Below are 23,998 nucleotides of genomic sequence, written 5' to 3'. Positions count from 1 at the left end.
AACTTTGCCTTTCAAAGCCATGAAAGAGCACGACAAGCTAACAGAAGATACGTTATTTCTTGCTTGCACGCGCCCTGCAATGATTGCAGGCGTGACGGTGGAAGCTATGGGATTAAATGGGATAGGAACGATGATATTGTTCATTATGGCAGGCAATATTTTTTTTCTAACCTTTGGTGTGATGCTGCATTTCATATTCAAGGAAATCCTAAAGCATGACCATAACAAATTTCGTATTCTTCTGACATGGCAAAAGACATCTATTTTTGCCAGAAATTCGAGTCTATGGGGTGGGGGAAGTATTTCTCCATTACGATTAATTCGTAATTATGAGGAATTATAATGAATAGAACAGAGCGCAAACGTGAAAAGCAGCCAGAGGCGATCATTCCTTATGTGCGCCATGTCAATAAACACATCATTGCGCTGGATTCACGCGCTCTCATGAGCGTTATTAAACTTGAAGGCATTAACTTTGAGACAGCGGATATTATTGATCTGAATGTGCTTCACGAACAGCTCAATAATCTGTTTAAAAACATAGCGGATGAACGGATAGCGCTTTATAGCCATATTATCAGAAAGCGTGAAACGATTTATCCGGATGGGACTTTCAGATCGGCATTTGCCAAGCAATTAGATGATAAATATCGCGACCGGATGATTTCACAGGAGCTTTATCGCAATGATCTTTATCTTTCTATTTTGTGGAATCCACACGTTGATCAAACGGATAAATTAGTGGAGTTTTTCAAACGTTTAGGCAAAGCCAAGCAAGAAAAGACAGAAGTTGATGCAGAGTCCATTCGCAAGCTTGAAGATATTACCACAGATCTTATTCAAAATTTAGAGCGTTATGGTGCAAAAAGACTGAGTCTTTATGAACATGAAGGTAATATTTATTCGCAGCAAAGTGAGTTTATCCACCAATTGGTGGGAGGTCGTCGTGAACGTATCCCTCTCACATGGGGAACGATAGCTTCGACTGTTTATTCAGACCGTCTCATTTTTGGGAAAGAGATCATAGAAATACGTTATGAGGCGGAACAGCGGTTTGCGGGCATGTTTGGTTGGAAAGAATATCCAGCAAAAACCAGGGTAGGCATGGCGGATGGTTTGCTCACCCTTCCCTTTGAGTTTATTTTCACCCAATCTTTTATTTTCAAGAGCAAAAATGCTGCCAAGCAAATTATGGGGCGCAAACAAAACCAAATGGTCAATGCAGGAGATCGAGCAGGTTCACAAATTATGGAACTGGATGATGCGCTTGATGATCTTGAATCCAATCGTTTTGTTTTAGGGGAGCATCATTTATCATTGGCAGTTTTTGCTGATACGCCGCAAGAGTTAGCGGATAATCTTGCCAAAGCGCGTTCTCGTCTTACAGATGGTGGGGCTGTCATTGCGCGGGAAGATTTAGGGTTAGCGGCGGCTTGGTGGGCACAATTGCCTGGCAATTATGCTTATCGCACCCGCTCTGGTGCAATAACAAGCCGCAATTATGCAGCGCTTTCTCCTTTTCATTCTTTTCCGGTTGGGAAAATAGATGGCAATGTATGGGGACCAGCGGTAGCCTTGATGAAGACCTCTGCTGGTTCACCGTTTTATTTTAACTTTCACTTTGGTGATTTAGGCAATACGTTTGTTTGTGGTCCCTCTGGTTCTGGGAAAACGGTTATTGTCAATTTTCTTTTAGCACAACTTCAAAAGCATGATCCCAATATGGTCTTTTTTGACAAAGATCGGGGCGCAGAACTTTTTGTCAGAGCGGGTGGCGGCACTTATATGCCCTTGAAGAATGGTAGACCGACAGGCATAGCACCGCTAAAAGGCTTAGACTATAACAATCCAGCAGATAGAGTTTTTTTACGCCAATGGATTATAAAGCTTGTTTCGTCTGAAGATCAAAAGATCAGTGAATCAGAAAGACAAGATATTTCTGCTGCTGTTGAGCAGCTTGCCTTGTTGCCAAAAGAACAACGGACAATATCCGCCTTACAAATGTTTTTTGACACCACGCACAGGGAGGGGATAGCGGGTCGTTTAGAAAGATGGTGTAAAGGCAATGCCTTAGGGTGGGTTTTTGACAATCCTGATGACGACATTGGCATTGATGCAAAATTTATTGGTTATGACATGACGGATTTTTTAGATAATAATGAAATTCGTCCCCCATTAATGATGTATCTTTTTCATAGGATTTTGTCTCTGATTGATGGGCGTCGTATTATCATTGTCATTGATGAGTTCTGGAAAGCCTTAGAGGATGATTCCTTTAAAGCCTTTGCGCAAGACAGGCTGAAAACTATCCGTAAACAAAATGGTTTGATGTTGTTTGCAACGCAATCTCCCAAAGATGCGATCAATTCGACCATTGCCCACACCATTATAGAGCAATGTCCAACACAGATTTATTTTCCCAATCAAAAGGGCAATCATGGGGATTATGTAGAAGGTTTTAAATTATCGGACAGAGAATTTAACCTGATACAATCAGAATTAAGCCGTGAGTCACGGCGTTTTCTCATCAAACAAGGACAAAGTTCAGTTGTAGCAGAGCTAAATTTACGCGGCTTTGATGATGAAATAGCCATTTTAAGTGGCACCACCAAGAATATTGAACTCCTAGAGACCATTATGGATGAAGTTGGACAATCTCCAGAAAAATGGCTTCCTATTTTTCAAGAAAGGTCAAAGCAATGAAAAAACTTTTATTGGCAACAGCCGTCTATGCAGCTTCATTTGGCTTTCAAACAAATGCCTTTGCACAAATGCCTACATTCGATTTAAAATCTTTTATGCAAGGGGGAAAGCAACTTGACAAATTGAAAGAACAAATTCAACAAGGCAAACAACAGCTTGAGCAATTAAAGAGCCAACTCGATCAAGCGAAACAATTATATAACTCCCTAAATGTCAAGCCTGACATTTCGGGATTGAAAGAGATGTTTAACAAGCAAGGGAGCAGTGGCGCCCTTCCTTCAGACTTTAACCACTTTCAACAATCGATGGGCAGCGGCGGTGGCGGCGGTGGTGGCAGCAAAAACACGCAAAAATGGCAAGAAGAACTTAAATACAAAGAGCCCTCAGGGGGTGCTGGATCAAAAGAGGCCGTGGATGCTTTTTACGCACAGGAAGTAAAAAAAGCCGAACAGCGCGTAGTAGGACAAGCAGCAAAAGGACAAGACGTCTACGAAGAAGCCAGTGAAACACAAAAAAACATTACCAAGCTTCTTGACGAACTTGGAAGTACTGAAGATGCGGGTAAAATTCAAGGCATTCAAGCACAACTAGAAGCGATACAAGCAAAACTCCAAACACAAGTCCTTCAAATGCAAGCCGCCATGATGATTCAACAAGCAGAAGAAAAAGCGGCAGAACAACGTGGCTACGAAGAATTTACAGCACGATATAAAGATTTTGCCAAAAAACTCCGTGGTCAATAAACGAAAAAGAGGGATTTGAATATGAACAAGATCATCATAACAACATTATTGCTTTGCACAGCGCTTATCGCTGCTGGTTGCGAAAAAACCCATAGTGTAGAAGAATTTAAGAAAGATCACAAATTATACGAAAAATGGAAAATGAAATGTATGACATCAGGGGATCTCGATTCGCAAAATTGTAAAAACGCAGAGCAAGCTTATCGTGAGAGTCTTCCAACATGGGGATGGGGGAGAACTGGCTCGACAAATGACGATAAACAAGAATCTGAAAAGAAACAGGACAATAAATAATGAATAAAGTTCTCATAACAACATTGCTGCTTTGCACAGGGCTCATCACGGCTGGATGTGAAAAAACTTATAGCGTCGCAGAATTTAAAAAAGATAAAAATTTACGCCTAGAGTGGGATGCGAAATGTGGATTCGCAGGGACTTCAAAAAATTGTGAAAACATGCGGTTAGCATTTTTAGAACTTCAAAAAGAATATGACGCAAAAGCTGAAGAAAGAAGCCGGAAAGCGGCAGAGAGCTTCAACAAAGCGATGGATGAACTTATGGCTAAACAAAAAGCTGAACATGAAAAATGGAAAGCTGAACAAAAAGCAAAAGAACAAGCCGAACGAGAAGCAGAAGAGCGCGCTAAAGCTAAACAACAGGACAATAAATAATGAATAAAGTTCTCATAACAACATTGCTACTTTGCACAGGGCTTATCGCTGCTGGATGTGAAAAAACTCACAGTGTAGCAGAATTTAAAAAAGATGAAAAATTACGCCTAGAATGGGATGCTAAATGTGGATTTGCAGGAACTTCAAAGAATTGTGAAAACATGCGGTTAGCATTTTTAGAACTTCAAAAAGAATATGAAGCAAAAGCTGAAGAAAGAGCACGTGAAGCGGCAGAAGAGCGTAAGAAAGGTATGGATGCACTTCTAGCGAAACAAAAAGCTGAATATGAAAAATGGAAAGCTGAATTTGAAGCTAAAAAACGAGCTAAAGCCGAACGAGAAGCAAAAGAGCGCGCTAAACAACAACAGGACAATAAATAATGAATAAAGTTCTCATAACAACATTGCTACTTTGCACAGGGCTCATCACGGCTGGATGTGAAAAAACCTATAGCGTCGCAGAATTTAAAAAAGATGAAAAATTACGCCTAGAGTGGGATGCAAAATGTGGATTTGCAGGAACTTCAAAAAATTGTGAAAACATGCGGTTAGCATTTTTAGAACTTCAAAAAGAATATGAAGCAAAAGCAGCAGAGGAGTATAGGAAAGGTATAGATGAACTTATAGCTGAACAAAAAGCTAAACATGAAAAATGGAAAGCTGAACAAAAAGCAAAAGAACAAGCCAAGAGAGAAGCAGAAGAGCGCGCGGCAGAAGAACAACAAAATAACCATTAAAACATAATGAAGAGCGGAGCATCTCAATGGCAATAGTAACCAAAGGCATATTCACTAAGATAGACAATATGTTGATGGAGCCACTTACAAGGACAATGGATAGCATCTATTGCGCTTTAGCTGCTCAACTTAAAGAGCTTCGTACACTCTAATATATTTATGGCAACATTATGTCTGTGCCCTAGATTTATCATCACTGGTTATAAAAACCGATAACACAAGCATAATTTAAAGATTGTGCTCAAACCTCAAAAACTGAAAGAAAGAAGGGGAAATATCTATGAATAAAGTTCTCATAACAACATTGCTACTTGGCACTGGAATTATCGCTGCTGGCTGTGAAAAAACCTATAGCGTCGCAGAATTTAAAAAAGATAAAAAATTACGCCTAGAGTGGGATGCGAAATGTGGATTTGCAGGAACTTCAAAGAATTGTGAAAACATGCGGTTAGCATTTTTAGAACTTGAAAAAGAATATAAAGCACAAGCTGAAGAAAGAAGTCGTAAAGCAGCAGAGGAGTATAGGAAAGGTATAGATGAACTTATAGCTGAACAAAAAGCTAAACATGAAAAATGGAAAGCTGAACAAAAAGCAAAAGAACAAGCCAAGAGAGAAGCAGAAGAGCGCGCGGCAGAAGAACAACAAAATAACCATTAAAACATAATGAAGAGCGGAGCATCTCAATGGCAATAGTAACCAAAGGCATATTCACTAAGATAGACAATATGTTGATGGAGCCACTTACAAGGACAATGGATAGCATCTATTGCGCTTTAGCTGCTCAACTTAAAGAGCTTCGTACACTCTAATATATTTATGGCAACATTATGTCTGTGCCCTAGATTTATCATCACTGGTTATAAAAACCGATAACACAAGCATAATTTAAAGATTGTGCTCAAACCTCAAAAACTGAAAGAAAGAAGGGGAAATATCTATGAATAAAGTTCTCATAACAACATTGCTACTTTGCACAGGGCTCATCACGGCTGGTTGTGAAAAAACCTATAGTGTTGCAGAATTTAAAAAAGATAAAAATTTACGCGATGAATGGAGACGTAAGTGTGGATGGACAGGAGATTCACAAAATTGTAAAAATTTAGACAAAGCAATAGAAGAAGTACGTCAAGAAAATTTTGATAACTATCTAAATAAATATCGTAAAAATGACGATAAACAAAAAATGAAAGAACAATCTGAAAAGAAAGAAGACAGTAATTAAAGCATAAAAATTCGACTTTGTATGGAACGCGAACCCGTATGATAAGAAGCGGAGAAAAACAATGGCAGCGTATGATATATTTACCATGATAGACAACGGGTTGATCGAGCCCCTCACAAAGGTAATGGATGACACCATTAGAAATCTCTCATCATCTTTATCTACTCCGCTTAAAGCGTCTTGTACAATCTATATTATATTTATAGGGTACAATATCATCTATGGGCGTTCTTCCATGCCCTTATGGGAGTTTATAGCAACAGTTTTCAAACTTGGCATTATTGTTGCACTTGCCACAAACGCCACCCATTATAATACTTGGGTTAGGGATATATTCTTCAACGATCTGCCGAATGCCATTGCAAATGTCACCCAAGGAGCACATTCAGATAAAAATGTATGGGATAATATGATACAAACTGCTGCTGGACACGTTTTTGATGCTGCCAACAGAGAACATACATTTACATTTGCTGTCTATTGGCTTGCTGGTCTTTTCTGCTTAGGAGTTTCTGCTCTCTTTTGTGGCGTCGGTTTTTTCGTCTCAGTATATGCTAAAATTGGTTTGTTTCTTGTCCTATCAGTAGGTCCACTCTTCATAAGTCTCTATATGTTTTCCTCAACCAGAAGATTTACAGAAGCATGGTTAAATCAAACAGTAAATTTCATCATACTTCAGGTATTAATAGTCATAATCGGTGGTTTATATGTCGATCTTGCAACAAAACTCCTTTCAGATAGTCCTAGAGATATGATCGTTGCTTTAGTGCAATTTTTAGGTATCAGCAGTTGTGGTATTCTTATCTTTTACAAATTGCCAGAAATCGCATCGGCTTTAGCTTCTGGTGGAGCTGCTCTTACAGGATCAACGAAAGCAGGCGTCGACGCAGTAAAAGCTCCTTTCAAAGCTATGAAGAAGCGTATGGATAAGATGGAACAGAAAGCAATGGCAATATTAGGCCTAATAAAATGAAAGGAAATGGAAGAATGTTAAAAAAAATTGGGATTATCTTACCATTTCTCTTTCTCAGTGGCTGTATGTCTTCACCAAACACACTGAAGTCACTCCCAAAGTGTGATGGATATTCTAAACGTCCACTCAACAGATCAATGTGGAATTGGGAAGGAAAAAAACCCACGCCCACGCCCATTATCATCAGTAACAACACCCCTTCACCCGTAGAAGGTAAGCTGGAAACGCTTCTGGCACAAAAATTAACGGATGAAGAAATCAAATCTTACAAAAATTGCGGGCAAAAAGCATGAAAGAAAAAGACATAGAACAATACATTGCTGAAGCGCGCTCGTTTGATCAAGACCGCATGCTCGCCTCACGCCGCACCACCCGCGTCTCACTTGCCATTGCCGGCATCGCGGTTGCGGTTGCAATACTGTCTTCTCTCGCGGTCATCACCCTCACACCCCTTAAAACCGTGGAACCTTTTGTCATCCGCGTCGACAATTCAACTGGCATCACCGAAGTTGTGGAAGCCTTAAAAGAAGGTCCCACCAATGTCGACGAAGCAATCACACGCTACTTTGCTGCAAAATATGTCCGCTCCCGTGAAGGCTTCACCACAGAAGAAACACAACACAACTTCCAAACCGTCTCCCTCCTCTCTTCTTCAGAAGAACAGGAAAGATTTGCCAGCTGGTATGGAGCAAGAAATCCCCAAAGTCCTCAAATTCTCTATAAACACGCCGCCGTTACAATAACAATAAAATCAATCTCCTTTATCAATGACGATGTCGCCCAAGTGCGTTACTACAGAACCATTCATGACAACGACAACAACAAAGAATTCATCACCCACTGGGTTGCAACACTTACCTTTGAATATATCAATGCCCCTATCTCTGTCCAAAACCGTTTGATAAATCCTCTAGGGTTTATTGTTAGTGAATATAGAACCGATCCGGAAGTGGTCAACTGATCATGACAAAAAAAATTCTTTTTCTCATTCTTAACATCGCTATTACCCTTTCTTTAACGCCTAGCCATGCCAGTATTTTTCCCACCCGTGCGCCAAGCGATAGCCGCATTCGCTTTATCAACTATGATGCCTATAATGTCACAAAAATTATTGGCTCCATACGCTCATCGGTACAAATAGAATTTTCTCCCAATGAAGAAATTGCCCATGTGGCAATTGGCAACAGCGTTGCATGGGAAGTCGCCCCCGCTGGCAATATTCTTTTCCTCAAAGCGCGGGAAGTCCAACCCATTACCAATCTCCAAGTCGTCACCACAAAGCTTGATGGCTCAAAGCGCTCCTATCAATTTGAACTGATGGTCAAAGATGGAGAAATTTCCTCTGGACAAGAAACATATTTCCTTGTGAAATTTCGCTACCCACAAGAAGAAGCAGAACAAAGAAGACTCGCAGCCCTTATGCGACAAGAAAAACAACAAGCCCAGCGTATCGATAATGTCTTCAACGCTTCTGAAACCTACGGACCTCGCAATTGGGCTTACACCGCTCAAGGCTCTATCACTCTTGAACCCTCCTCTGTTTATGACAATGGCAAAACAACAACATTTACATTTCCAGACAACCAAGAAATCCCTGCCATTTACATTGTCAGCAATGACGGTACAGAATCGCTGGTTCCCAAAACCACAAGAGGCAACATGGTGATTGTCCATGCCATTAGCGCACGCTTCACCCTAAGACAGGGAAAAAACGTCCTATGCGTCTTTAACGAAGCCTATCAACCAAAAGGCACAAATCCAAATACCGGAACAACCTCACCATCTGTTGAACGTAAAATTGCATCAGATCTTTAAATAAGCGGGAATTGAAGGGGACAACACATGAGTGATAAATCAATCATCGAAGATCGCGGATCTATTGGGGATGGCAAAAACAATAGTGCCAAAAGCGCTGGCAAAAAAATAGTTGTCGCAATAGCCTGTATAGGAATCTGCGGCTATGTGCTCTGGAACATCTTATCCTCCCCCACAGAACAAAAAGACACCGCAAAAGCTCATAAAAAACAAGAAAAAAGCTTTCACAATTCCCTCGCTCCTTTAGAGCTAGCGCCCTCTGACCCGCGTGCAAACATAGCGCCAATAACCTTACCACCCCCACAACCACTCGCACAAGAACCCAAAAAAGATGACCCACTACTTGATGCCGCAAGACGTGCCCCTGTTCTCGCTTTTGCCAAAGGCTCTAAATCTCAATTAAAAGACATCGTCAACACTGCTCTAAACCCCTTTGAAAAATTCCATGCCCTTGAAAATCTCGCGAATGCGCAAAATTCTCCTGTCCTTCAAGACACACAAAATTTTGCAACCCTATTAAAGCCTACCAAAACAGAAGAAGCAAAAGCAAAAGCAAAACTCATCGGCAATAGAAACTTTATCATCGCCATGGGAACCTCTATTCCCTGTATCTTAGAAACCGCATTAAACAGTGAGCAACCAGGCTTTGCAAGCTGCATCATCAACCGTGATATCCTCTCTGACAATGGGCGCGTTGTTTTGCTTGATAAAGGAACCCAAGTGATTGGCGAATACCGCGGAGGGATAAAACAAGGTCAATCTCGCCTCTTTGTACTCTGGACAAGAGCAAAAACCCCAACCGGTGTCATCATCGACCTTGCCTCACCCGCAACCGACAGTTTAGGCAGAGCCGGTTTTGATGGCAACATCAACACCCATTGGTGGGAACGCTTTGGCTCTTCCCTTTTACTCACCGTTATTGATGGTGCCACAACAGTTTTAACAAATAAAATAGTAGGCAATTCCAATAAAGAAGGTTCAAACAACTCTGGAGGCGGCGGTTTTGAAGGCGCAAACAACACTGGAAAAGAGGCCGCCAGTATTGCTCTTGAAAATCAAATCAACATCCCTCCTACCCTAGAAAAATTTCAAGGCGAACTCGTCAACATTTTCGTAGCAAAAGATCTCGATTTTTCCTCTGTCTATAAACTAGTCGTAAAGAGCAAAAGAAACCGCTCTACTCCCAGCTATTCCTTTTTTCATTAAGCCAATAAAGTCACATTATGCCCTCAGCAAAAAATGCAGAACGCGCCTCCATCGTCTTAACAAAATTAAAGATCTTAGATGACTTCCTCAATGATGAGAATTTATTTGAAATTGTTATCAATCGCCCTGGCGAAGTAATCGTTGAGGGTCCTAATGGTTGGCAAACCCACATCTTAAAAGAACTAACCTACGGCGAACTAGAAGGGATTGCAAAAGTTGTTGCTGCCTACACAACACAAAAAATCAGTGTAGAAAACCCCGTTCTCTCCGCAACACTGCCAAACAACGAACGCATACAAATTGTTATGCCTCCAGCAGTTGCAGCCAATACCATTAGCATGACCATTCGTAAACCTTCATCACGCACTTTTTCTCTTGAAAGTTTACATGAAAACAATCTGTTTTCTGTCGCCCAAAACACCAGTTTCACACCCACGCAACAAATGACAGAACGGTTATCCGAACTCTCTGATACAGACAAAGAGCTAACAGATTTGTTTCTGGCCAAAGACTTTTGCACCTTTTTAGAAAGAGCCGTTATTACACAACAAAATATCTTAATATCGGGCAAAACCGGTTCAGGGAAAACAACCCTCTCCAAAGCTTTGATTGCAAAAATCCCTGACTATGAACGAATTCTCACCATTGAAGACACACCAGAACTTGTCGTTCCGCACGCCAACAAAGTGCAGCTCTTTTATTCAAAAGATAACCAAGGCTTAGCAAAAGCAGGTGCAAAAGAACTGCTTGAATCAGGATTACGCATGCGCCCCGACAGAATCCTTCTACAAGAGCTGCGTGATGGTACAGCCTTTTACTACATCCGTAATGTCAATTCTGGTCACCCCGGCTCCATTACCACCGTCCATGCCTCAACAGCCCTTGCAGCCTTTGAACAAATGACCCTTTTAGTCAAAGAAAGTGACGGTGGTGGTAATTTAGCACGCGATGATATCCGCGGCTTATTAATCTCGATGATAGATGTCATCATCCAATGCAAACGCCTTGAAGGCAAATTTCGTGTAACAGAAATCTATTACGATCCTTTCAAACGCCGTGATGCTTTTTAAAAAAACGCTACCCATCACACCCTTTTTTATAAGCAAAAACTATACCAATAGAGCTTTCTTAAAAACACGATTATAAGCCGCGGATATCATCGCGTGCTAAATTACCACCATAGCTTCAAGTTCATTTTCAATGAATTGAAAGCAAAAAGAAGTAAAAATATCATCCCCATTCCCAATCACGCATGCGCCCCACAGGAAAACCAAAACGTGCCGAAAATGATATCTATAACCCAATATTTTTTCTGATTTTTTTGACATCAACATTTGCAGGAATATAGATACCAAATTCCGTATCCACTTCACCTTTAGCTTCAGACAAGAGCCTCACGAGCACCTTGTAATATACGAGATCCTGCTTTACTTGCCTTATCCATTATTTTTCTTTTCGATATTCATCAAGGCGCAGTATAAAATTTTCTTCAACGCATTCCTTTCTGATTTTATCAAATTTCCCCAAGATGATTGACTGTAAATATCTTCGATCAACACCGAAATATTTTGACCACCAAAAAAGGGTATAACCTTATATCCCCCACTTTTACTCTTATGCTTTTAAACCTAACTTTCCTTGGCTTTCTCTTAACCCTTGCATAAGACCACCAGCATCTGAATGAGTAGCAATAAAAGAAACAATATCAAATAATTCTTCAAGCGATATGCCTTCTTCTTTTGCAGAAATTCAATAAGCTGCCGTTTCAATCACGGTTTGCATACATCATTCAATATACGGAAACACCCATAACGATAATGATGTAAATGAAAAGCTAACTTGAAGTGAATGATCAGAAATATCAAATATCCAAATGACAAAACAAATCTTACCTATCTTCAGCTATATCTCTTAACCCTTATCACTTTTCTCAAAAGTTTTAAGCGTTTTCGCATTAGAAATAGACATATCAAACGGCAATCCTTTTTCATGAACAACTTTTGTCAAAGCAATCCGGATAAAATCAGACACCGGAAGTCCTAAACTTGCTAATATTTCATCGGATTTTTTTTAACGCCCTATCTATGCAGGCACATACAACATCTTTTGTCACACCCATATTAAACACCTCCTTTGATTACCTCTCTTTTACCGTATGGCTATACAGCATAAGGCTTTATCCTTGCCCTTACCGTATCATATCTATTGATCTTGCACGCGCTATTGCGTTGATTTTCTCCTGTTGTCTCTGTTGCAAAAACTTAACTGCCATTTGAAACTCTTTTATGCAATCTTGATCATGGGACTGTTGTTAAGGATTTTTTTTTGATAGATCATAATTTGTTTGCATAGTAAGCCAAGCACGTGCTGTGCTTACACCAGCCATTTCAAGCCTAATAGCAAGATTAGCACTCATAGCGGCTTTTTCATTTAAAACTCTAGAAAGTGCTACACGAGATATACCAAGCCACTCTGCTGCTTCATTAAAGGATAAACCAAGCTCTTTGATCACATCTTCACGCAATAATTCACCGAGATGTGAAGGATTCTTCATCATTGTTTAGACCTGCTTTTTGATGACAATCCAGATAATCAACCATTTCGACATCTATGCTATCAAAGCGAAATATTACGCGACAATTTCCATTTACAGTAATTGACTAATAATCCTTGAAATCACCTTTTAGCAGATGTAATCAAAAGGACGGATAACTCAAAATCTTTTGGCGATACATCTCCTTCAAGAGCACTTAGAATACGCTTTAATTTTTGAGCATGGGCGGTTCTAATCCCTTCAGTCGTACCAGTATTATAGAAGGCTTCAATCCTTTTATGTTTAAATCCTAAAATCATAAATGAATATAGATTATACCCCTCCAAGATCCAAAAAATGTTCATTATTTTTACATCACACGGCTTTTTTACTTTATAAACATTAGAACTGTCGTGAAAAAATTGCTTATTCTCATCTCTTTCTCATTATTCTACTAATTATTGGAAAAGTATAAGTTCATAATTAGGAGGAGCTAAACGTAATAGGAGCGTATCATATCTCCAATTGGCAGCGGCACTTAGAAACATCAAGATGATATAACCACAATGACCATTGCTGTTTGATGTTCATGGGGCGCTGCACCCGCTGTATGTCCAGTAAAAAGAATGAATAACACTAATAAACTCCCCCCCCTACAAACTCTGTTAAACTAATAACCGGTTTACGAATAAGTAAAAGAAAAAGGAAAATCAAAAAAGGCATATTTTTTATATCTTACGAACTATAGAGAACTCTATACGCATTGTAGTTATTAGAATTAGACTTTTCCCTTTTTTATTTAATTTGTTCGTAGATAGAGTATCCATTACCGTTATTACATCACTAACAAAGTTAATAATCATACCTTTTGTAATTGCCAAAATCCCGCATTAAAATCAGACCTTTATTCAAAGATGATCTGATAATTTTCTCAAAAAAATCAAGATTCCTCAAGTGCAGTCCCCATGCGTACATCATGATGAATAATAACATCCATCAACTCTGTCACGACAGTATCCAATACTTCTCGTGCATCGCCTTCAGCCATAAGGCGGATAACCGGCTCAGTTCCAGAAGCACGGATCACCAGCCGTGCCTCTTTTCCCAACCGCTTCTCTGCTTGATCAATGGCCGTTTTGACTGGATTTTTTTTCAGGACATTTTTATTTTTAATCGTTACATTTTTTAAAATTTGCGGTACAGGTTCAAACCGTTTACACAATTGGCTCATAGGGCTTTGACTTTCCTTCATACAGGCTAAAATCTGCAATGCAGCCACCAAGCCATCACCCGTTGTGCCAAAATCACTGAGCACGATATGGCCAGAAGCCTCACCACCAACATTATATCCCTTTTGGCGCATGGCATCGACAACATAACGATCTCCAACTTTTGTCCTTACAAGGTGCAACCCTTTGCTATTCAAGAAACGTTCCAGTCCAAGATTTGACATAATCGTTGTGACAACACCATTACACCGTAATCGTCCCATTTTATGCCAATTTTCAGCAATTACAGCAATCAACTGATCTCCATCAACCGTTTGTGCTTTTTCATCAACAATGAGAACACGATCTCCATCTCCATCAAGAGCAATCCCCACATCAGCACGCACTTCATGCACTTTTCGTTTTAAAGAGCTTAAATCGGTTGATCCACATTTTTGATTAATATTGGTCCCATTGGGTTCATCATGAATAGCAAAAACCTCAGCCCCCAATTCCCATAAAGCACGGGGAGCCGCTTTATAAGCAGCCCCATTGGCACAATCCACAACAATACGCACAGTATCTAAGCGAACATCACGCGGCAAAGTTCGTTTGGCATATTCAATATAACGATAAATATCCCCCTCAACCCGTTTTGCATAACCAATTTCGGCAGAACTTGCTAAAGATTTTGAAAGATCTGTATCGATCAATTGTTCAATTTTGGCTTCCATATCATCTGAAAGTTTAAAACCATCAGGACCAAAAAGTTTAATTCCATTATCATAGAACGGATTATGAGAAGCAGAAATCATCACTCCAAGATCCGCTCGCAAAGAGCGGCAAAGCATTGCAACAGCAGGGGTTGGCACTGGACCCAATAAAAAAGCTTCCATCCCCGCAGCAGTCAATCCTGAAACCAAAGCGTTTTCCAACATATAACCAGATAATCGTGTATCCTTGCCAATCACCACACGATGAGATTGATGTTGTGAGCGAAATAAAACCCCTACAGCCATCCCCACCTTCATGGCAAAATCGGGTGTCATAGGAAATGAATTGGCTTTCCCCCGAATTCCATCTGTACCAAAATATTTTTGCACCATGCCTCTTTCCTTTAATATATAATTCTTCCCTTGGCTTTTCCTTAAACCCCTAACAAGCCCCCTTGGTACAATAGTCCCCCCCGCTCCCCGTATAAAATCAGATCATTGATCTAAACCTTCATGCATTTAAACAATCAAGCCCCCTATTCACCATCTACACATCTAAACCACTCTCAAGCAATTATGTTTACACCCTTCCACATAAAAGCAATATTATCTCCTCAAAATGCTCTATACACCCCTTTAATACAACCAACGGATAATCTCACACACTTGCTAAATCCGTAAAGAAACCCAGCACCAAACCTCATACCCTACAAAATCAGCAAGGAAATCTATCGCCTAACCTCACAACCCTACCACATTAGAAAAGCAACAGTCCACCTCGCCTTGTAGCATGCTAAAGCCGTCATAATACAACGGCTTTGCTTAATTTTTTGCTTCCATATTTTTGCAAATATTACAAGAAAGGCGCAAACAAAACTTGCGCCTTTCTCAAAAAAATTAGAAGTTTTCCTAAAACATCGTCACTCAAGCGGTATTAAATAATTCTTATTTTTCTTTATCATCTCCCGCAGTATTGGACTTCTTTTCAGCATTACTTTTAGAGCGGTTGACTGATTTTGTAGTACCTTTTGTGCTTTGTGCTTTTTTCTCAGTATCATCCGATTGCACTTCTTTAGACTGAGCCTCCTTAAGCACAACATTACTGGATTTTGCTGTTTTTTTCCCAACAGCTGCCTCTGCTTTGCCTGCCTCGCCTTTATCGGTCTCTACTTTATGAGGCGCTGTTTTAGAGACTGCTTCAGCGTTTTTTTCATCTACCACTGTTGTCTCTGTCTTCATTTTTCCAGTTTTTGGAACAGAAGAGCCCCGTGGCGCAGCACCCTCATCTTTCTGTGTGCGTGAAGGAGGCTTTCCTGCAATAACTTCGTTAATTTCAGCTCCCGTTAAAGTCTCATATTCCAACAAACCTTGTGCCAAAGCAAACCATTCTTTTCTTTTTGTTTTCAAAATGTTTGTCGCATTTTTATAGGCATCATCAATAAGCTTACGCACTTCCATATCAATCATGCGTGCTGTTTCTTCAGAGACATTTTGTGTTCGCGCAACAGAATGACCCAAAAAGACTTCATCTTGGTTATCGCCATAAGCTACATTTCCAAGCAGATCAGAAAATCCCCACCGTGTGATCATTGCACGTGCTAATTTCGTTGCTTGCTCAATATCAGAAGAAGCACCGGAGGTGATATTTTCCTTTCCAAACTTTAATTCTTCAGCCACACGTCCACCCATCATAATAGCCAAACGAGAAATCATCCACCGATAACTCATAGAATAGCGATCGCCTTCAGGCAATTGCATCACCATTCCCAATGCTCTTCCCCTTGGAACGATTGTTGCTTTGTGGACAGGATCAGCAACCGGCACATTAAGAGCCACAATAGCATGTCCTGCTTCGTGATAAGCAGTGAGTTCTTTTTCCTCTTGTGTCATAGCGGTTGAACGACGTTCAGCCCCCATCATCACCTTATCTTTGGCATCTTCGAATTCTTGCATCGTGACAACTCTTTTATTACGGCTCGCAGCCATAAGAGCAGCTTCATTGACCAGATTCATCAGGTCCGCACCGGAAAATCCTGGTGTTCCCCTTGCCAAAATTTTCAAATCAACGTTAGGCGCTAAAGGCACGTTGCGCACATGCACTTTCAAGATTTGCTCACGCCCAGAAACATCAGGGTTTGGCACAACAACTTGCCGATCAAAACGCCCTGGTCTCAATAAAGCAGGATCAAGGACATCAGGACGGTTTGTTGCGGCAATAAGAATAATACTTTCATTGGGCTCAAATCCATCCATTTCGACAAGCAACTGGTTTAAGGTCTGTTCACGTTCATCGTTTCCACCGCCAAGACCAGCCCCCCGATGGCGCCCTACAGCATCAATTTCATCGATAAAGATAATACAAGGTGCATTTTTTTTAGCCTGTTCGAACATATCGCGCACACGGCTTGCCCCAACACCAACAAACATTTCAACAAAATCAGACCCTGAAATGGTAAAGAATGGCACATTGGCTTCACCTGCCACAGAACGTGCTAGCAAAGTTTTACCGGTTCCTGGAGGACCAACAAGCAAAACACCGCGTGGGATACGCCCCCCTAAGCGTTGAAATTTTTGTGGTTCGCGTAAAAATTCAACAATTTCTTGAAGATCTTGCTTTGCTTCTTCAACGCCAGCAACATCTTTAAAGGTAATACGTCCTTGCGCTTCATTAAGCAATCTTGCTTTCGATTTCCCAAATCCCATTGCACCACGTGATCCATTTTGCATTTGCCGCATAAAAAAGACCCACGCCCCCACGATAATAATAACAGGTAATAAGGAAAAGAGGAGATTGAGGAAAATGCTATTTCCAGAGCTTTCAGGAATAGCTTTAACATTGACGTTTTTGCTTTCCAACTTTTGTATCAAACCTGGATCGCGAGGAGCATAGGTTGAAATAGCTCTATGTTCAATGGTTTTCCCTGTTAATTTTTGACCTTGAATGGTCACAGATTTCAACTCATTATTCTCAACTTTTTGCAAAAATTCAGAATAGGAGACTTCTCCACCACCAGAACGTTGGCTATCTCCATTAAAGAGAGAAAACGACACAATCAAAATCAAGGCAATAACTCCCCAAATAAGGAGAGAGCGGTAATTGGAATTCATATTCAGCCCACTTAATCAAATATAGATTTCAAACAGTTCCCCTTAACATATAACCTTGTCAGCCCCTTGCCAAGGGATGAGAAGCTGTTTATTTTCTTTTAGAGTAATTTTCCTTTATCTTTTCACCTCAATATTAAAAAAAGGTTCCACAACATTCACCAAGGCAGCATCTTCTCGTGAGGAAAGCCAATCGAAAGGTGCCATAATCCGCTTGACGATAACATGTTTATGAACAACTGCTTGAGAAATCAACTCTGGAATATCATACCCTTTATGATTTGAGATCATCAGCAGCGATTGTAAAGAGGGAAAATGAGGCTTTTCAAGCTCAAAATCGCTATTTTTTAATAAAAATTTCAGCTGTTCTAAATTTGCGGCTCCAACCTTTATAGCCTCATATCCATGATTTGTGATATGATAGCGCCCATCCCATATAAAAGTTTTATCTGGCTCAACGATAGCCTCTTTCATATTTCGCCCTTCACGCCACAAAGAAATTCCGTGCTTGTTATATTCAATAACAGAACCCGCATAAGTAAAACGCTTCTTTTCTGGAGAATCGAGACAGAGTTTTTGAACAAGCATGCTTAATTTCTGATTGGGGAGCAAATAAAATCCCCCTCCCATCAGCACAGCAAAGAGCCCCACCACGAAAGGAAAACTGGAATGTTTCTGTAAAAATAGCGCAGGCTTTGCTATGAAACAACGCCCATGTTGGACAGTAATATCCAGCGCTAAGATCAAATCAGCAATATTTTTGGCTTGTTGACGACGCTGCAATGCGGCTTCATTTATTTTTTGAGCAATATAAGCCAATTTTTGTGGAGAAAGAGATTGACGCACGCGCACACGTTCAAAATTGCGATCTTCATTGGTTGGATCATCAATCCATGTTTGTCCTTGTAAGCGTAAATAATTCCGTAATGTTTGGCGTTTTACACCAAGGAGTGGCCGAATCAAACGCACTTTTCTATGCAACAACGCCTCACGCGGAATACAGGATAAACCGCGCTCATAGAGGGAACCATAGTTTTTTTCGGCAATATTTTTTCTCGTTTTTCTGGTATGATCCTCATCACGTATACCCTCGGCTTCACCGCGCAAAGCACCAGCAAAACCACTGGCATAAACCTCATCGCGCATAGCAACAGCTTCACTATATAAAGCACCTCTATTCTTTTGGAGACGTTGATACCGCATATGATAGGTCTCAACCTGATCATTGAGTGTATGCCCCGTCATAATAAGTGATGCGCCTTGTTTTTGTGCTTCTTTAACCAAGAGATCATAGCGTGCAACACGCGCGCTGGAAGCAATATGCGTCTTTGGCTTTTCGCCTTCCCATCGCACAGTGATATGTTGAATATCATGGACACGACAAATTTTCGCAACAGTTTCTGCTTCACGCATCGATTCTTTACGCAATTGATGATCAACCGTGACAACAATCATTTCTGGAGGAAATGCGAGAGTTTCCAAATGCTCTTTGACCAAAAACATCAAAGCCAAAGAATCGCTTCCCCCTGAGACGGCAAGAATCAACTTCTGACATTGAATAAAATCCGATGTTTTAAAGAGATTTCTTGCCAGTCTAACGCACACCGAAAACGACCTCGCTGTTTATTTTGCAGATTTACAAAAAACAGATGCTAATGTTTGTTGACGTTTTGATTTTTTCACAAAATGAGCACAATCGTCTTTATTTGGCTCAAGAGCGACCATACTTCTTGCTAATTTCAGCAAAATCTCAGAGGTATAGAGCTTCTTTTTATCTGCATACCATGCGGTAAGATAAACTTGTGCTGCTTCATGATAGCGTTTTTGCCCCAACAAAGATTCGGCCAACCAAAATAAAGCATCATCACTCAAAGAATCTTTTTTGTAACGATTTTGAAAAGCGCAAAAGCTTTTTTCAGCATCAACATAGTTAGCAGAACGAATAAAATCATACCCTTCCTTATACAAAGCTTTAGAAGAAGAAAGATTGTCACTCTGATGTGCTTCAATTGGAGCACTTACTTCATGCGCTTTGTTAAAAGGTTGACTGTTTTCATGATCATGGCTCTCCACCTTAGCTTCCACAGCAGCAACCTTTGTCTGATCACCTGTACTATGGTCCTGCTCTATCTCTTCTTTTACAGTCTGAGATTTTTCATCTACAGCAGACTTTTCAAAAGAACAAGAATAAACAGAAGAGGCTTCTGTATCAAAAAGCTCGTGAAACTGCTTGTTAACATTTTTTAGACTGTTATGCTCAAGCACCATTCGTATCTTATGCAAAAGCTTATCTAAATCATAATCTTTAAATAAAGCCTGTTGATTCTCTAAAATAATCCCTTGGTGCTCCGCAACACTAGTGGCTTTTTCCACCGCGCTAGATGCTGCTTTATCAGCTGCTTCAGGTGCTTCTTTTACAGCATCGACAGCCTTATTAACAGCGTCAGTGGCTTTTTCTATCACATCAGATGCTGCTTTATCAGCTGCTTCAGGTGCTTCTTTTACAGCATCAATTGCCTTATTAACAGCGTCAGTGGCTTTTTCCACCGAGCTAGATGCTGCTTTATCAGCTGCTTCAGGTGCTTTCTTCACATCATCGACAGCCTTATCAACAACGTCAGTGGCTTTTTCTATCACATCAGATGCTGCTTTATCAGCTGCTTCAGGTGCTTCTTTTACAGCATCGACAGCCTTATTAACAGCGTCAGTGGCTTTTTCCACCGCGCTAGATGCTGCTTTATCGGCTGCTTCAGGTGCTTTCTTCACATCATCAATTGCCTTATTAACAGCGTCAGTGGCTTTTTCTATCACATCAGATGCTGCTTTATCAGCTGCTTCAGGTGCTTTCTTCACATCATCGACAGCCTTATTAACAGCGTCAGTGGCTTTTTCCGCCGCATCAGATGCTGCTTTATCGGCTGCTTCAGGCGCTTTCTTCACATCATCGACAGCCTTATTAACAGCGTCAGTGGCTTTTTCCGCCGCATCAGATGCTGCTTTATCAGCTGCTTCAGGTGCTTTCTTCACATCATCAACAGCCTTATCAACTGCATCAGTGGCTTTTTCTATCACATCAGATGCTGCTTTATCGGCTGCTTCAGGCGCTTCCTTCACATCATCGACAGCCTTATTAACAGCGTCAGTGGCTTTTTCCGCCGCATCAGATGCTGCTTTATCAGCTTCTTCAGGTGCTTTCTTCACATCATCAGTTGCCTTATCAACAGCGTCAGTGGCTTTTTCCGCCGCATCAGATGCTGCTTTATCGGCTGCTTCAGGTGCTTTCTTCACGTCATCAGTTGCCTTATCAACTGCATCAACTTTATCCGTATCATGTGCAGGATATTCGGAAGCCTTTCGTGCCGCACTTTGAACAAGTGAAGTAGAACAAGCTATGAAAACCCCCATATAAAAGAGTGTTTTCCAATTGATTTTACGATACATTCTTTTTTCCCCTTAAGAGCTTATTAAATAGTTGAAACAAACAATCTTCTTTTTAATGACTATTCATGTCATTCAACGTTGTCACAGCACGTCGATTTTGATTCCAACAGGAAATATCATCACATACTGCTACAGGTCTTTCTTTTCCATAAGAAATTGTTTGAATCCGTTGTGCAGACACACCTAGAGACACCAAATAGTTTCGCACAGCAACAGCACGGCGCTGTCCAAGTGCCAAGTTATATTCACGTGTTCCCCTCTCATCAGCATGACCTTCGATCATAATAGAATAATAAGGATAATGAAGCAACCATTCTGCTTGGCGCGTTAAAATACGTTCAGCATCAGCATCAAGTGAAGAAGAATCGAGACCAAAAAACACGCGATCACCCACATTAACCGTAAATTCTTGTCCTGAACCTGGTGACATCTGATTCAAACCAGCATCATTCATATAAGCGCCATTCATACCGTTAAGTGCACCAACATTTTTTTTGCCACACCCACCCAAGCATAGTGAAAAAAGAAAGAGGATAGCTAAGGAATGAGAGATGGTTTTTTTGGTAGAGCGCATAGTCCGTTTCTCCTTGAATTTGGTAAAGAAGGGTCAATTCTTAAAAATATTTTTAAGAATAACCGTTAATTCCTAATGAAGACGAAATTTTTTCTGTTTTTTTTTCGTCCTCATTTTTACTTTTAAGTCTCTGCCAATTTTTCTTCTCTTTGGCCATTCCTCTAACATTTCCATAAGAAATGTTTCCCTTATGCGTCATGGCTTTTTATGCATCATCTTGATCTTGATCTTGACGATTTTTTTGCAGCGCGTTCAGCTTTGCAAAAACTTTATCAGCGTCAAAAGTCTTATGCAGATTGTCTTCACTCTCATTTTCCTCTAGAGCAGCGTTTTCCGTCACAGAAGCGGGAAGCAACGACCTATCTTCTTCTGCAGCAACAGGGCGATTTTTCGCCGCACGCTGGAGCTCAAAATCTAAATCGATTTGCGAACACAAACCAAGCCCTACAGGATCAAGAGGAACCAAATTTGCACTATTCCAATGGGTTCTAAGGCGGATTTGTTCAATTGTCGCTTTTGTTGTCCCAATCAACCGTGCAATTTGTGCATCTTTCAACTCGGGATGGTTTGTAACCAACCATAGGATACCATTGGGACGATCTTGGCGTCGAGAAAGAGGGATATAGCGCGCCCCTTTACGTTTTTTTTCAGGAATATGCACCCTAGATTGAGAAATTTTCAATCGTGCGTTTTGATCAGCCTCCACCCGTGCAATTTCACTGCGCGTCAATTGCCCAGAACTAATCGGATCTAAACCTTTAATACCATAAGCCGCATCACCATCGGCAATAGCTTTTACTTCCAAGACATGCAATTTACAAAATTCTGCAATCTGATCAAAAGAAAGAGCTGTATTATCAACCAACCAAACAGCTGTTGCTTTGGGCATCAAAAGTTGCGTTGCCATTTTTATAAATCCTCTTCTGCGCCTCTTCTATGAGGCAGGTTACCGCCCACTCAAGAGCACTGGAACTTTTTTATATGTTTAGGTCTCTCCAACCACTCCTAAAACAAAGCGAGGCATGGAATAAACCATTTTGCTATGAGATTACATTCTGTTATAGCGTTATTTTTGCTCAACGACAAGAGATCTCTCTTGTAATGATCCTCAACTAAGGTGTCTTTACCTTTAAGATGAATTTTCTTATAAAGGGTTTATTCGATTATTTCACCTCATGCTGTGGCACATTTATTCTGGTGGGATGCGTGCTTTATCGCCTTAAATTCTAAAGAGTATCCAACTGGAAAGAAAGCCCTCAAATAGGAAGGAAAACTATGGCAGGCCATTCACAATTTAAAAATATTATGCACCGTAAAGGGCGTCAAGATGCAATGCGCTCGAAAATATTTTCTAAACTTGCACGCGAAATTACCGTAGCAGCAAAACAAGGTGCTCCTGATCCAGCCATGAATCCACGTTTAAGGCTGGCTGTTCAAAATGCCAAAGCACAATCGATGCCGAAAGATAATATTGAACGCGCGATTAAAAAAGCGTCAGGCGCCGATGTCGAAAATTATGATGAAGTACGCTATGAGGGCTATGGACCAGGTGGCGTTGCCGTCATTGTTGAAGCTTTAACCGATAACCGCAACCGCACCGCTTCAAATGTGCGCGCCGCCTTCACAAAATCAGGAGGAGCCTTAGGGGAAACAGGATCGGTCAGTTTCATGTTTAATCGGATTGGTGAAATAATCTATAAGCCAGAAGCAGGGACAGCCGATAACATCATGGATGCAGCAATTGAAGCCGGTGCCGAAGATGTGCAATCAGAAGAAACCGGACATCATATTACCTGCGCATTTGAAGATATTGGTGAAGTTTCCAAAACACTTGAAGCAAAACTTGGTGAAGCAGAATCGATTAAAACGATTTGGAAAGCCACCACCCTTGCACCAATAGATGAAGAAAAAGCTTTGTCCGTTTTACGGCTGATTTCAACATTAGAAGAAGATGATGATGTGCAAAATGTTTATGCCAATTTTGATGTCAGTGATGAGATTTTGGCAAAATTGTCTGTATAATTCCCATCATTTGCATAAGCCCTCTCTTCATTCATGAGGGCTTCAAAAGCATCTGTCACTTCTCCTCTTTATCCGCACATATAAAAGCCCCGCGTCAATAGCGGGGAAAAGCTGTCAGTGCAACAAGAAAACCGCAATTAATTTCAGAAAACATAACCAAAAAAAGAAAGCATACAAAACTCTGTAGCCTCACGCCTTTCTTACATGCCCCAAAAATTATCCCTATATCCCCTCTCTCATTTGATCTTTTTGTTCTTTAAGATGAACCTCCTCTCCGCTCTCAAGTGATGAAAATGATCTAGCCTCTAAACAATTGGGATTTTCCTAACGTA

The 23,998-nt window shown here is 40.7% G+C and carries 25 protein-coding genes; 16 read left to right on the top strand and 9 right to left on the bottom strand.

Annotated features, from left to right (window positions below; translation table 11 throughout):
• Positions 1 to 19: 19 nt before the first annotated feature.
• The 15 genes from ACFIK3_RS03020 to virB11 all read left to right on the top strand — a co-directional run bounded on the left by ACFIK3_RS03020 (position 20) and on the right by virB11 (position 11,140).
• Complete coding sequence (locus ACFIK3_RS03020; protein WP_375628050.1) at positions 20 to 343, top strand: type IV secretion system protein VirB3; 324 nt, start codon at positions 20 to 22, stop codon at positions 341 to 343.
• A complete protein-coding gene (locus tag ACFIK3_RS03015; protein ID WP_375676234.1) occupies positions 343 to 2,703 on the top strand; it encodes a VirB4 family type IV secretion/conjugal transfer ATPase in 2,361 nt (786 codons plus the stop codon). Before ACFIK3_RS03020 ends, ACFIK3_RS03015 begins: the two co-directional genes overlap by 1 nt.
• Complete coding sequence (locus tag ACFIK3_RS03010) at positions 2,700 to 3,446, top strand: type IV secretion system protein (protein ID WP_375676233.1); 747 nt, start codon at positions 2,700 to 2,702, stop codon at positions 3,444 to 3,446. Before ACFIK3_RS03015 ends, ACFIK3_RS03010 begins: the two co-directional genes overlap by 4 nt.
• 21 nt (positions 3,447 to 3,467) lie before the next feature.
• Positions 3,468 to 3,740 (top strand): EexN family lipoprotein, encoded by a 273-nt coding sequence (locus ACFIK3_RS03005; RefSeq protein ID WP_375676232.1) that lies wholly within the window; start codon positions 3,468 to 3,470, stop codon positions 3,738 to 3,740.
• Entirely contained in the window at positions 3,740 to 4,117 is a 378-nt protein-coding gene (locus ACFIK3_RS03000; RefSeq protein WP_375676231.1) for an EexN family lipoprotein, read from the top strand. Before ACFIK3_RS03005 ends, ACFIK3_RS03000 begins: the two co-directional genes overlap by 1 nt.
• Positions 4,117 to 4,497, top strand: a complete 381-nt coding sequence (locus ACFIK3_RS02995; protein WP_375676230.1) for an EexN family lipoprotein — start codon at positions 4,117 to 4,119, stop codon at positions 4,495 to 4,497. Before ACFIK3_RS03000 ends, ACFIK3_RS02995 begins: the two co-directional genes overlap by 1 nt.
• On the top strand, positions 4,497 to 4,853 hold the full coding sequence (locus ACFIK3_RS02990; RefSeq protein WP_375676229.1) for an EexN family lipoprotein: 357 nt from the start codon (positions 4,497 to 4,499) through the stop codon (positions 4,851 to 4,853). Before ACFIK3_RS02995 ends, ACFIK3_RS02990 begins: the two co-directional genes overlap by 1 nt.
• A gap of 280 nt (positions 4,854 to 5,133) precedes the next feature.
• Positions 5,134 to 5,511 carry an EexN family lipoprotein gene (locus tag ACFIK3_RS02985; protein WP_375676228.1) on the top strand — a complete coding sequence of 126 codons (378 nt, stop codon included), beginning with the start codon at positions 5,134 to 5,136 and terminating at the stop codon, positions 5,509 to 5,511.
• A 280-nt stretch (positions 5,512 to 5,791) separates the two neighbouring features.
• Positions 5,792 to 6,076 (top strand): EexN family lipoprotein, encoded by a 285-nt coding sequence (locus ACFIK3_RS02980; RefSeq protein ID WP_375676227.1) that lies wholly within the window; start codon positions 5,792 to 5,794, stop codon positions 6,074 to 6,076.
• A 61-nt stretch (positions 6,077 to 6,137) separates the two neighbouring features.
• Positions 6,138 to 7,049 (top strand): type IV secretion system protein, encoded by a 912-nt coding sequence (locus ACFIK3_RS02975; protein ID WP_375634437.1) that lies wholly within the window; start codon positions 6,138 to 6,140, stop codon positions 7,047 to 7,049.
• Positions 7,050 to 7,063: 14 nt separating this feature from the next.
• Positions 7,064 to 7,342 (top strand): type IV secretion protein VblB7, encoded by a 279-nt coding sequence (locus ACFIK3_RS02970; RefSeq protein ID WP_375676226.1) that lies wholly within the window; start codon positions 7,064 to 7,066, stop codon positions 7,340 to 7,342.
• Positions 7,339 to 8,010, top strand: coding sequence for a virB8 family protein (locus ACFIK3_RS02965; protein WP_375613221.1), 672 nt, complete (start codon positions 7,339 to 7,341; stop codon positions 8,008 to 8,010). Before ACFIK3_RS02970 ends, ACFIK3_RS02965 begins: the two co-directional genes overlap by 4 nt.
• 2 nt (positions 8,011 to 8,012) lie before the next feature.
• Positions 8,013 to 8,864: a P-type conjugative transfer protein VirB9 gene (gene virB9 / locus ACFIK3_RS02960; protein WP_375630944.1), complete on the top strand. Its 852-nt coding sequence runs from the start codon at positions 8,013 to 8,015 to the stop codon at positions 8,862 to 8,864.
• Between the two features lie 27 nt (positions 8,865 to 8,891).
• Entirely contained in the window at positions 8,892 to 10,070 is a 1,179-nt protein-coding gene (gene virB10, locus ACFIK3_RS02955) for a type IV secretion system protein VirB10 (RefSeq protein WP_375676225.1), read from the top strand.
• A gap of 17 nt (positions 10,071 to 10,087) precedes the next feature.
• Positions 10,088 to 11,140 (top strand): P-type DNA transfer ATPase VirB11, encoded by a 1,053-nt coding sequence (gene virB11, locus ACFIK3_RS02950; protein ID WP_375676224.1) that lies wholly within the window; start codon positions 10,088 to 10,090, stop codon positions 11,138 to 11,140.
• 841 nt (positions 11,141 to 11,981) lie between these two features.
• On the opposite strand, the gene ACFIK3_RS02945 is transcribed toward virB11, so the two are convergent.
• From ACFIK3_RS02945 to ACFIK3_RS02905, 9 genes are all read right to left on the bottom strand, one after another.
• The gene (locus ACFIK3_RS02945; RefSeq protein WP_375630941.1) at positions 11,982 to 12,101 is read right to left on the bottom strand and encodes a type II toxin-antitoxin system RelB/DinJ family antitoxin; all 120 of its coding nucleotides are present in this window, start codon (positions 12,099 to 12,101) and stop codon (positions 11,982 to 11,984) included.
• A gap of 280 nt (positions 12,102 to 12,381) precedes the next feature.
• Positions 12,382 to 12,627 carry a HigA family addiction module antitoxin gene (locus tag ACFIK3_RS02940; RefSeq protein ID WP_375676223.1) on the bottom strand — a complete coding sequence of 82 codons (246 nt, stop codon included), beginning with the start codon at positions 12,625 to 12,627 and terminating at the stop codon, positions 12,382 to 12,384.
• A 119-nt stretch (positions 12,628 to 12,746) separates the two neighbouring features.
• A complete protein-coding gene (locus tag ACFIK3_RS02935) occupies positions 12,747 to 12,923 on the bottom strand; it encodes a hypothetical protein (protein WP_375657488.1) in 177 nt (58 codons plus the stop codon).
• Positions 12,924 to 13,543: 620 nt separating this feature from the next.
• On the bottom strand, positions 13,544 to 14,917 hold the full coding sequence (gene glmM / locus ACFIK3_RS02930) for a phosphoglucosamine mutase (protein ID WP_375617881.1): 1,374 nt from the start codon (positions 14,915 to 14,917) through the stop codon (positions 13,544 to 13,546).
• Between the two features lie 552 nt (positions 14,918 to 15,469).
• The gene (gene ftsH, locus ACFIK3_RS02925) at positions 15,470 to 17,632 is read right to left on the bottom strand and encodes an ATP-dependent zinc metalloprotease FtsH (protein ID WP_375676222.1); all 2,163 of its coding nucleotides are present in this window, start codon (positions 17,630 to 17,632) and stop codon (positions 15,470 to 15,472) included.
• A 114-nt stretch (positions 17,633 to 17,746) separates the two neighbouring features.
• Entirely contained in the window at positions 17,747 to 19,234 is a 1,488-nt protein-coding gene (gene tilS / locus ACFIK3_RS02920; RefSeq protein WP_375659893.1) for a tRNA lysidine(34) synthetase TilS, read from the bottom strand.
• A gap of 18 nt (positions 19,235 to 19,252) precedes the next feature.
• Positions 19,253 to 21,070 carry a tol-pal system protein gene (locus ACFIK3_RS02915; RefSeq protein WP_375676221.1) on the bottom strand — a complete coding sequence of 606 codons (1,818 nt, stop codon included), beginning with the start codon at positions 21,068 to 21,070 and terminating at the stop codon, positions 19,253 to 19,255.
• Between the two features lie 52 nt (positions 21,071 to 21,122).
• Positions 21,123 to 21,644 (bottom strand): peptidoglycan-associated lipoprotein Pal, encoded by a 522-nt coding sequence (gene pal, locus ACFIK3_RS02910; protein ID WP_273790460.1) that lies wholly within the window; start codon positions 21,642 to 21,644, stop codon positions 21,123 to 21,125.
• Positions 21,645 to 21,849: 205 nt separating this feature from the next.
• Complete coding sequence (locus tag ACFIK3_RS02905) at positions 21,850 to 22,551, bottom strand: DUF1013 domain-containing protein (protein ID WP_273790461.1); 702 nt, start codon at positions 22,549 to 22,551, stop codon at positions 21,850 to 21,852.
• 368 nt (positions 22,552 to 22,919) lie between these two features.
• Between ACFIK3_RS02905 and ACFIK3_RS02900 the strand changes: the two genes are divergently transcribed.
• Positions 22,920 to 23,666, top strand: a complete 747-nt coding sequence (locus ACFIK3_RS02900; RefSeq protein WP_254492472.1) for a YebC/PmpR family DNA-binding transcriptional regulator — start codon at positions 22,920 to 22,922, stop codon at positions 23,664 to 23,666.
• The last annotated feature ends 332 nt before the right edge of the window (positions 23,667 to 23,998 follow it).

Source organism: Bartonella sp. CB10SXKL, from assembly GCF_042195515.1.
In the GTDB taxonomy this organism is placed as follows: domain Bacteria; phylum Pseudomonadota; class Alphaproteobacteria; order Rhizobiales; family Rhizobiaceae; genus Bartonella.
This window is presented reverse-complemented; position numbering and strand designations above follow the sequence as displayed.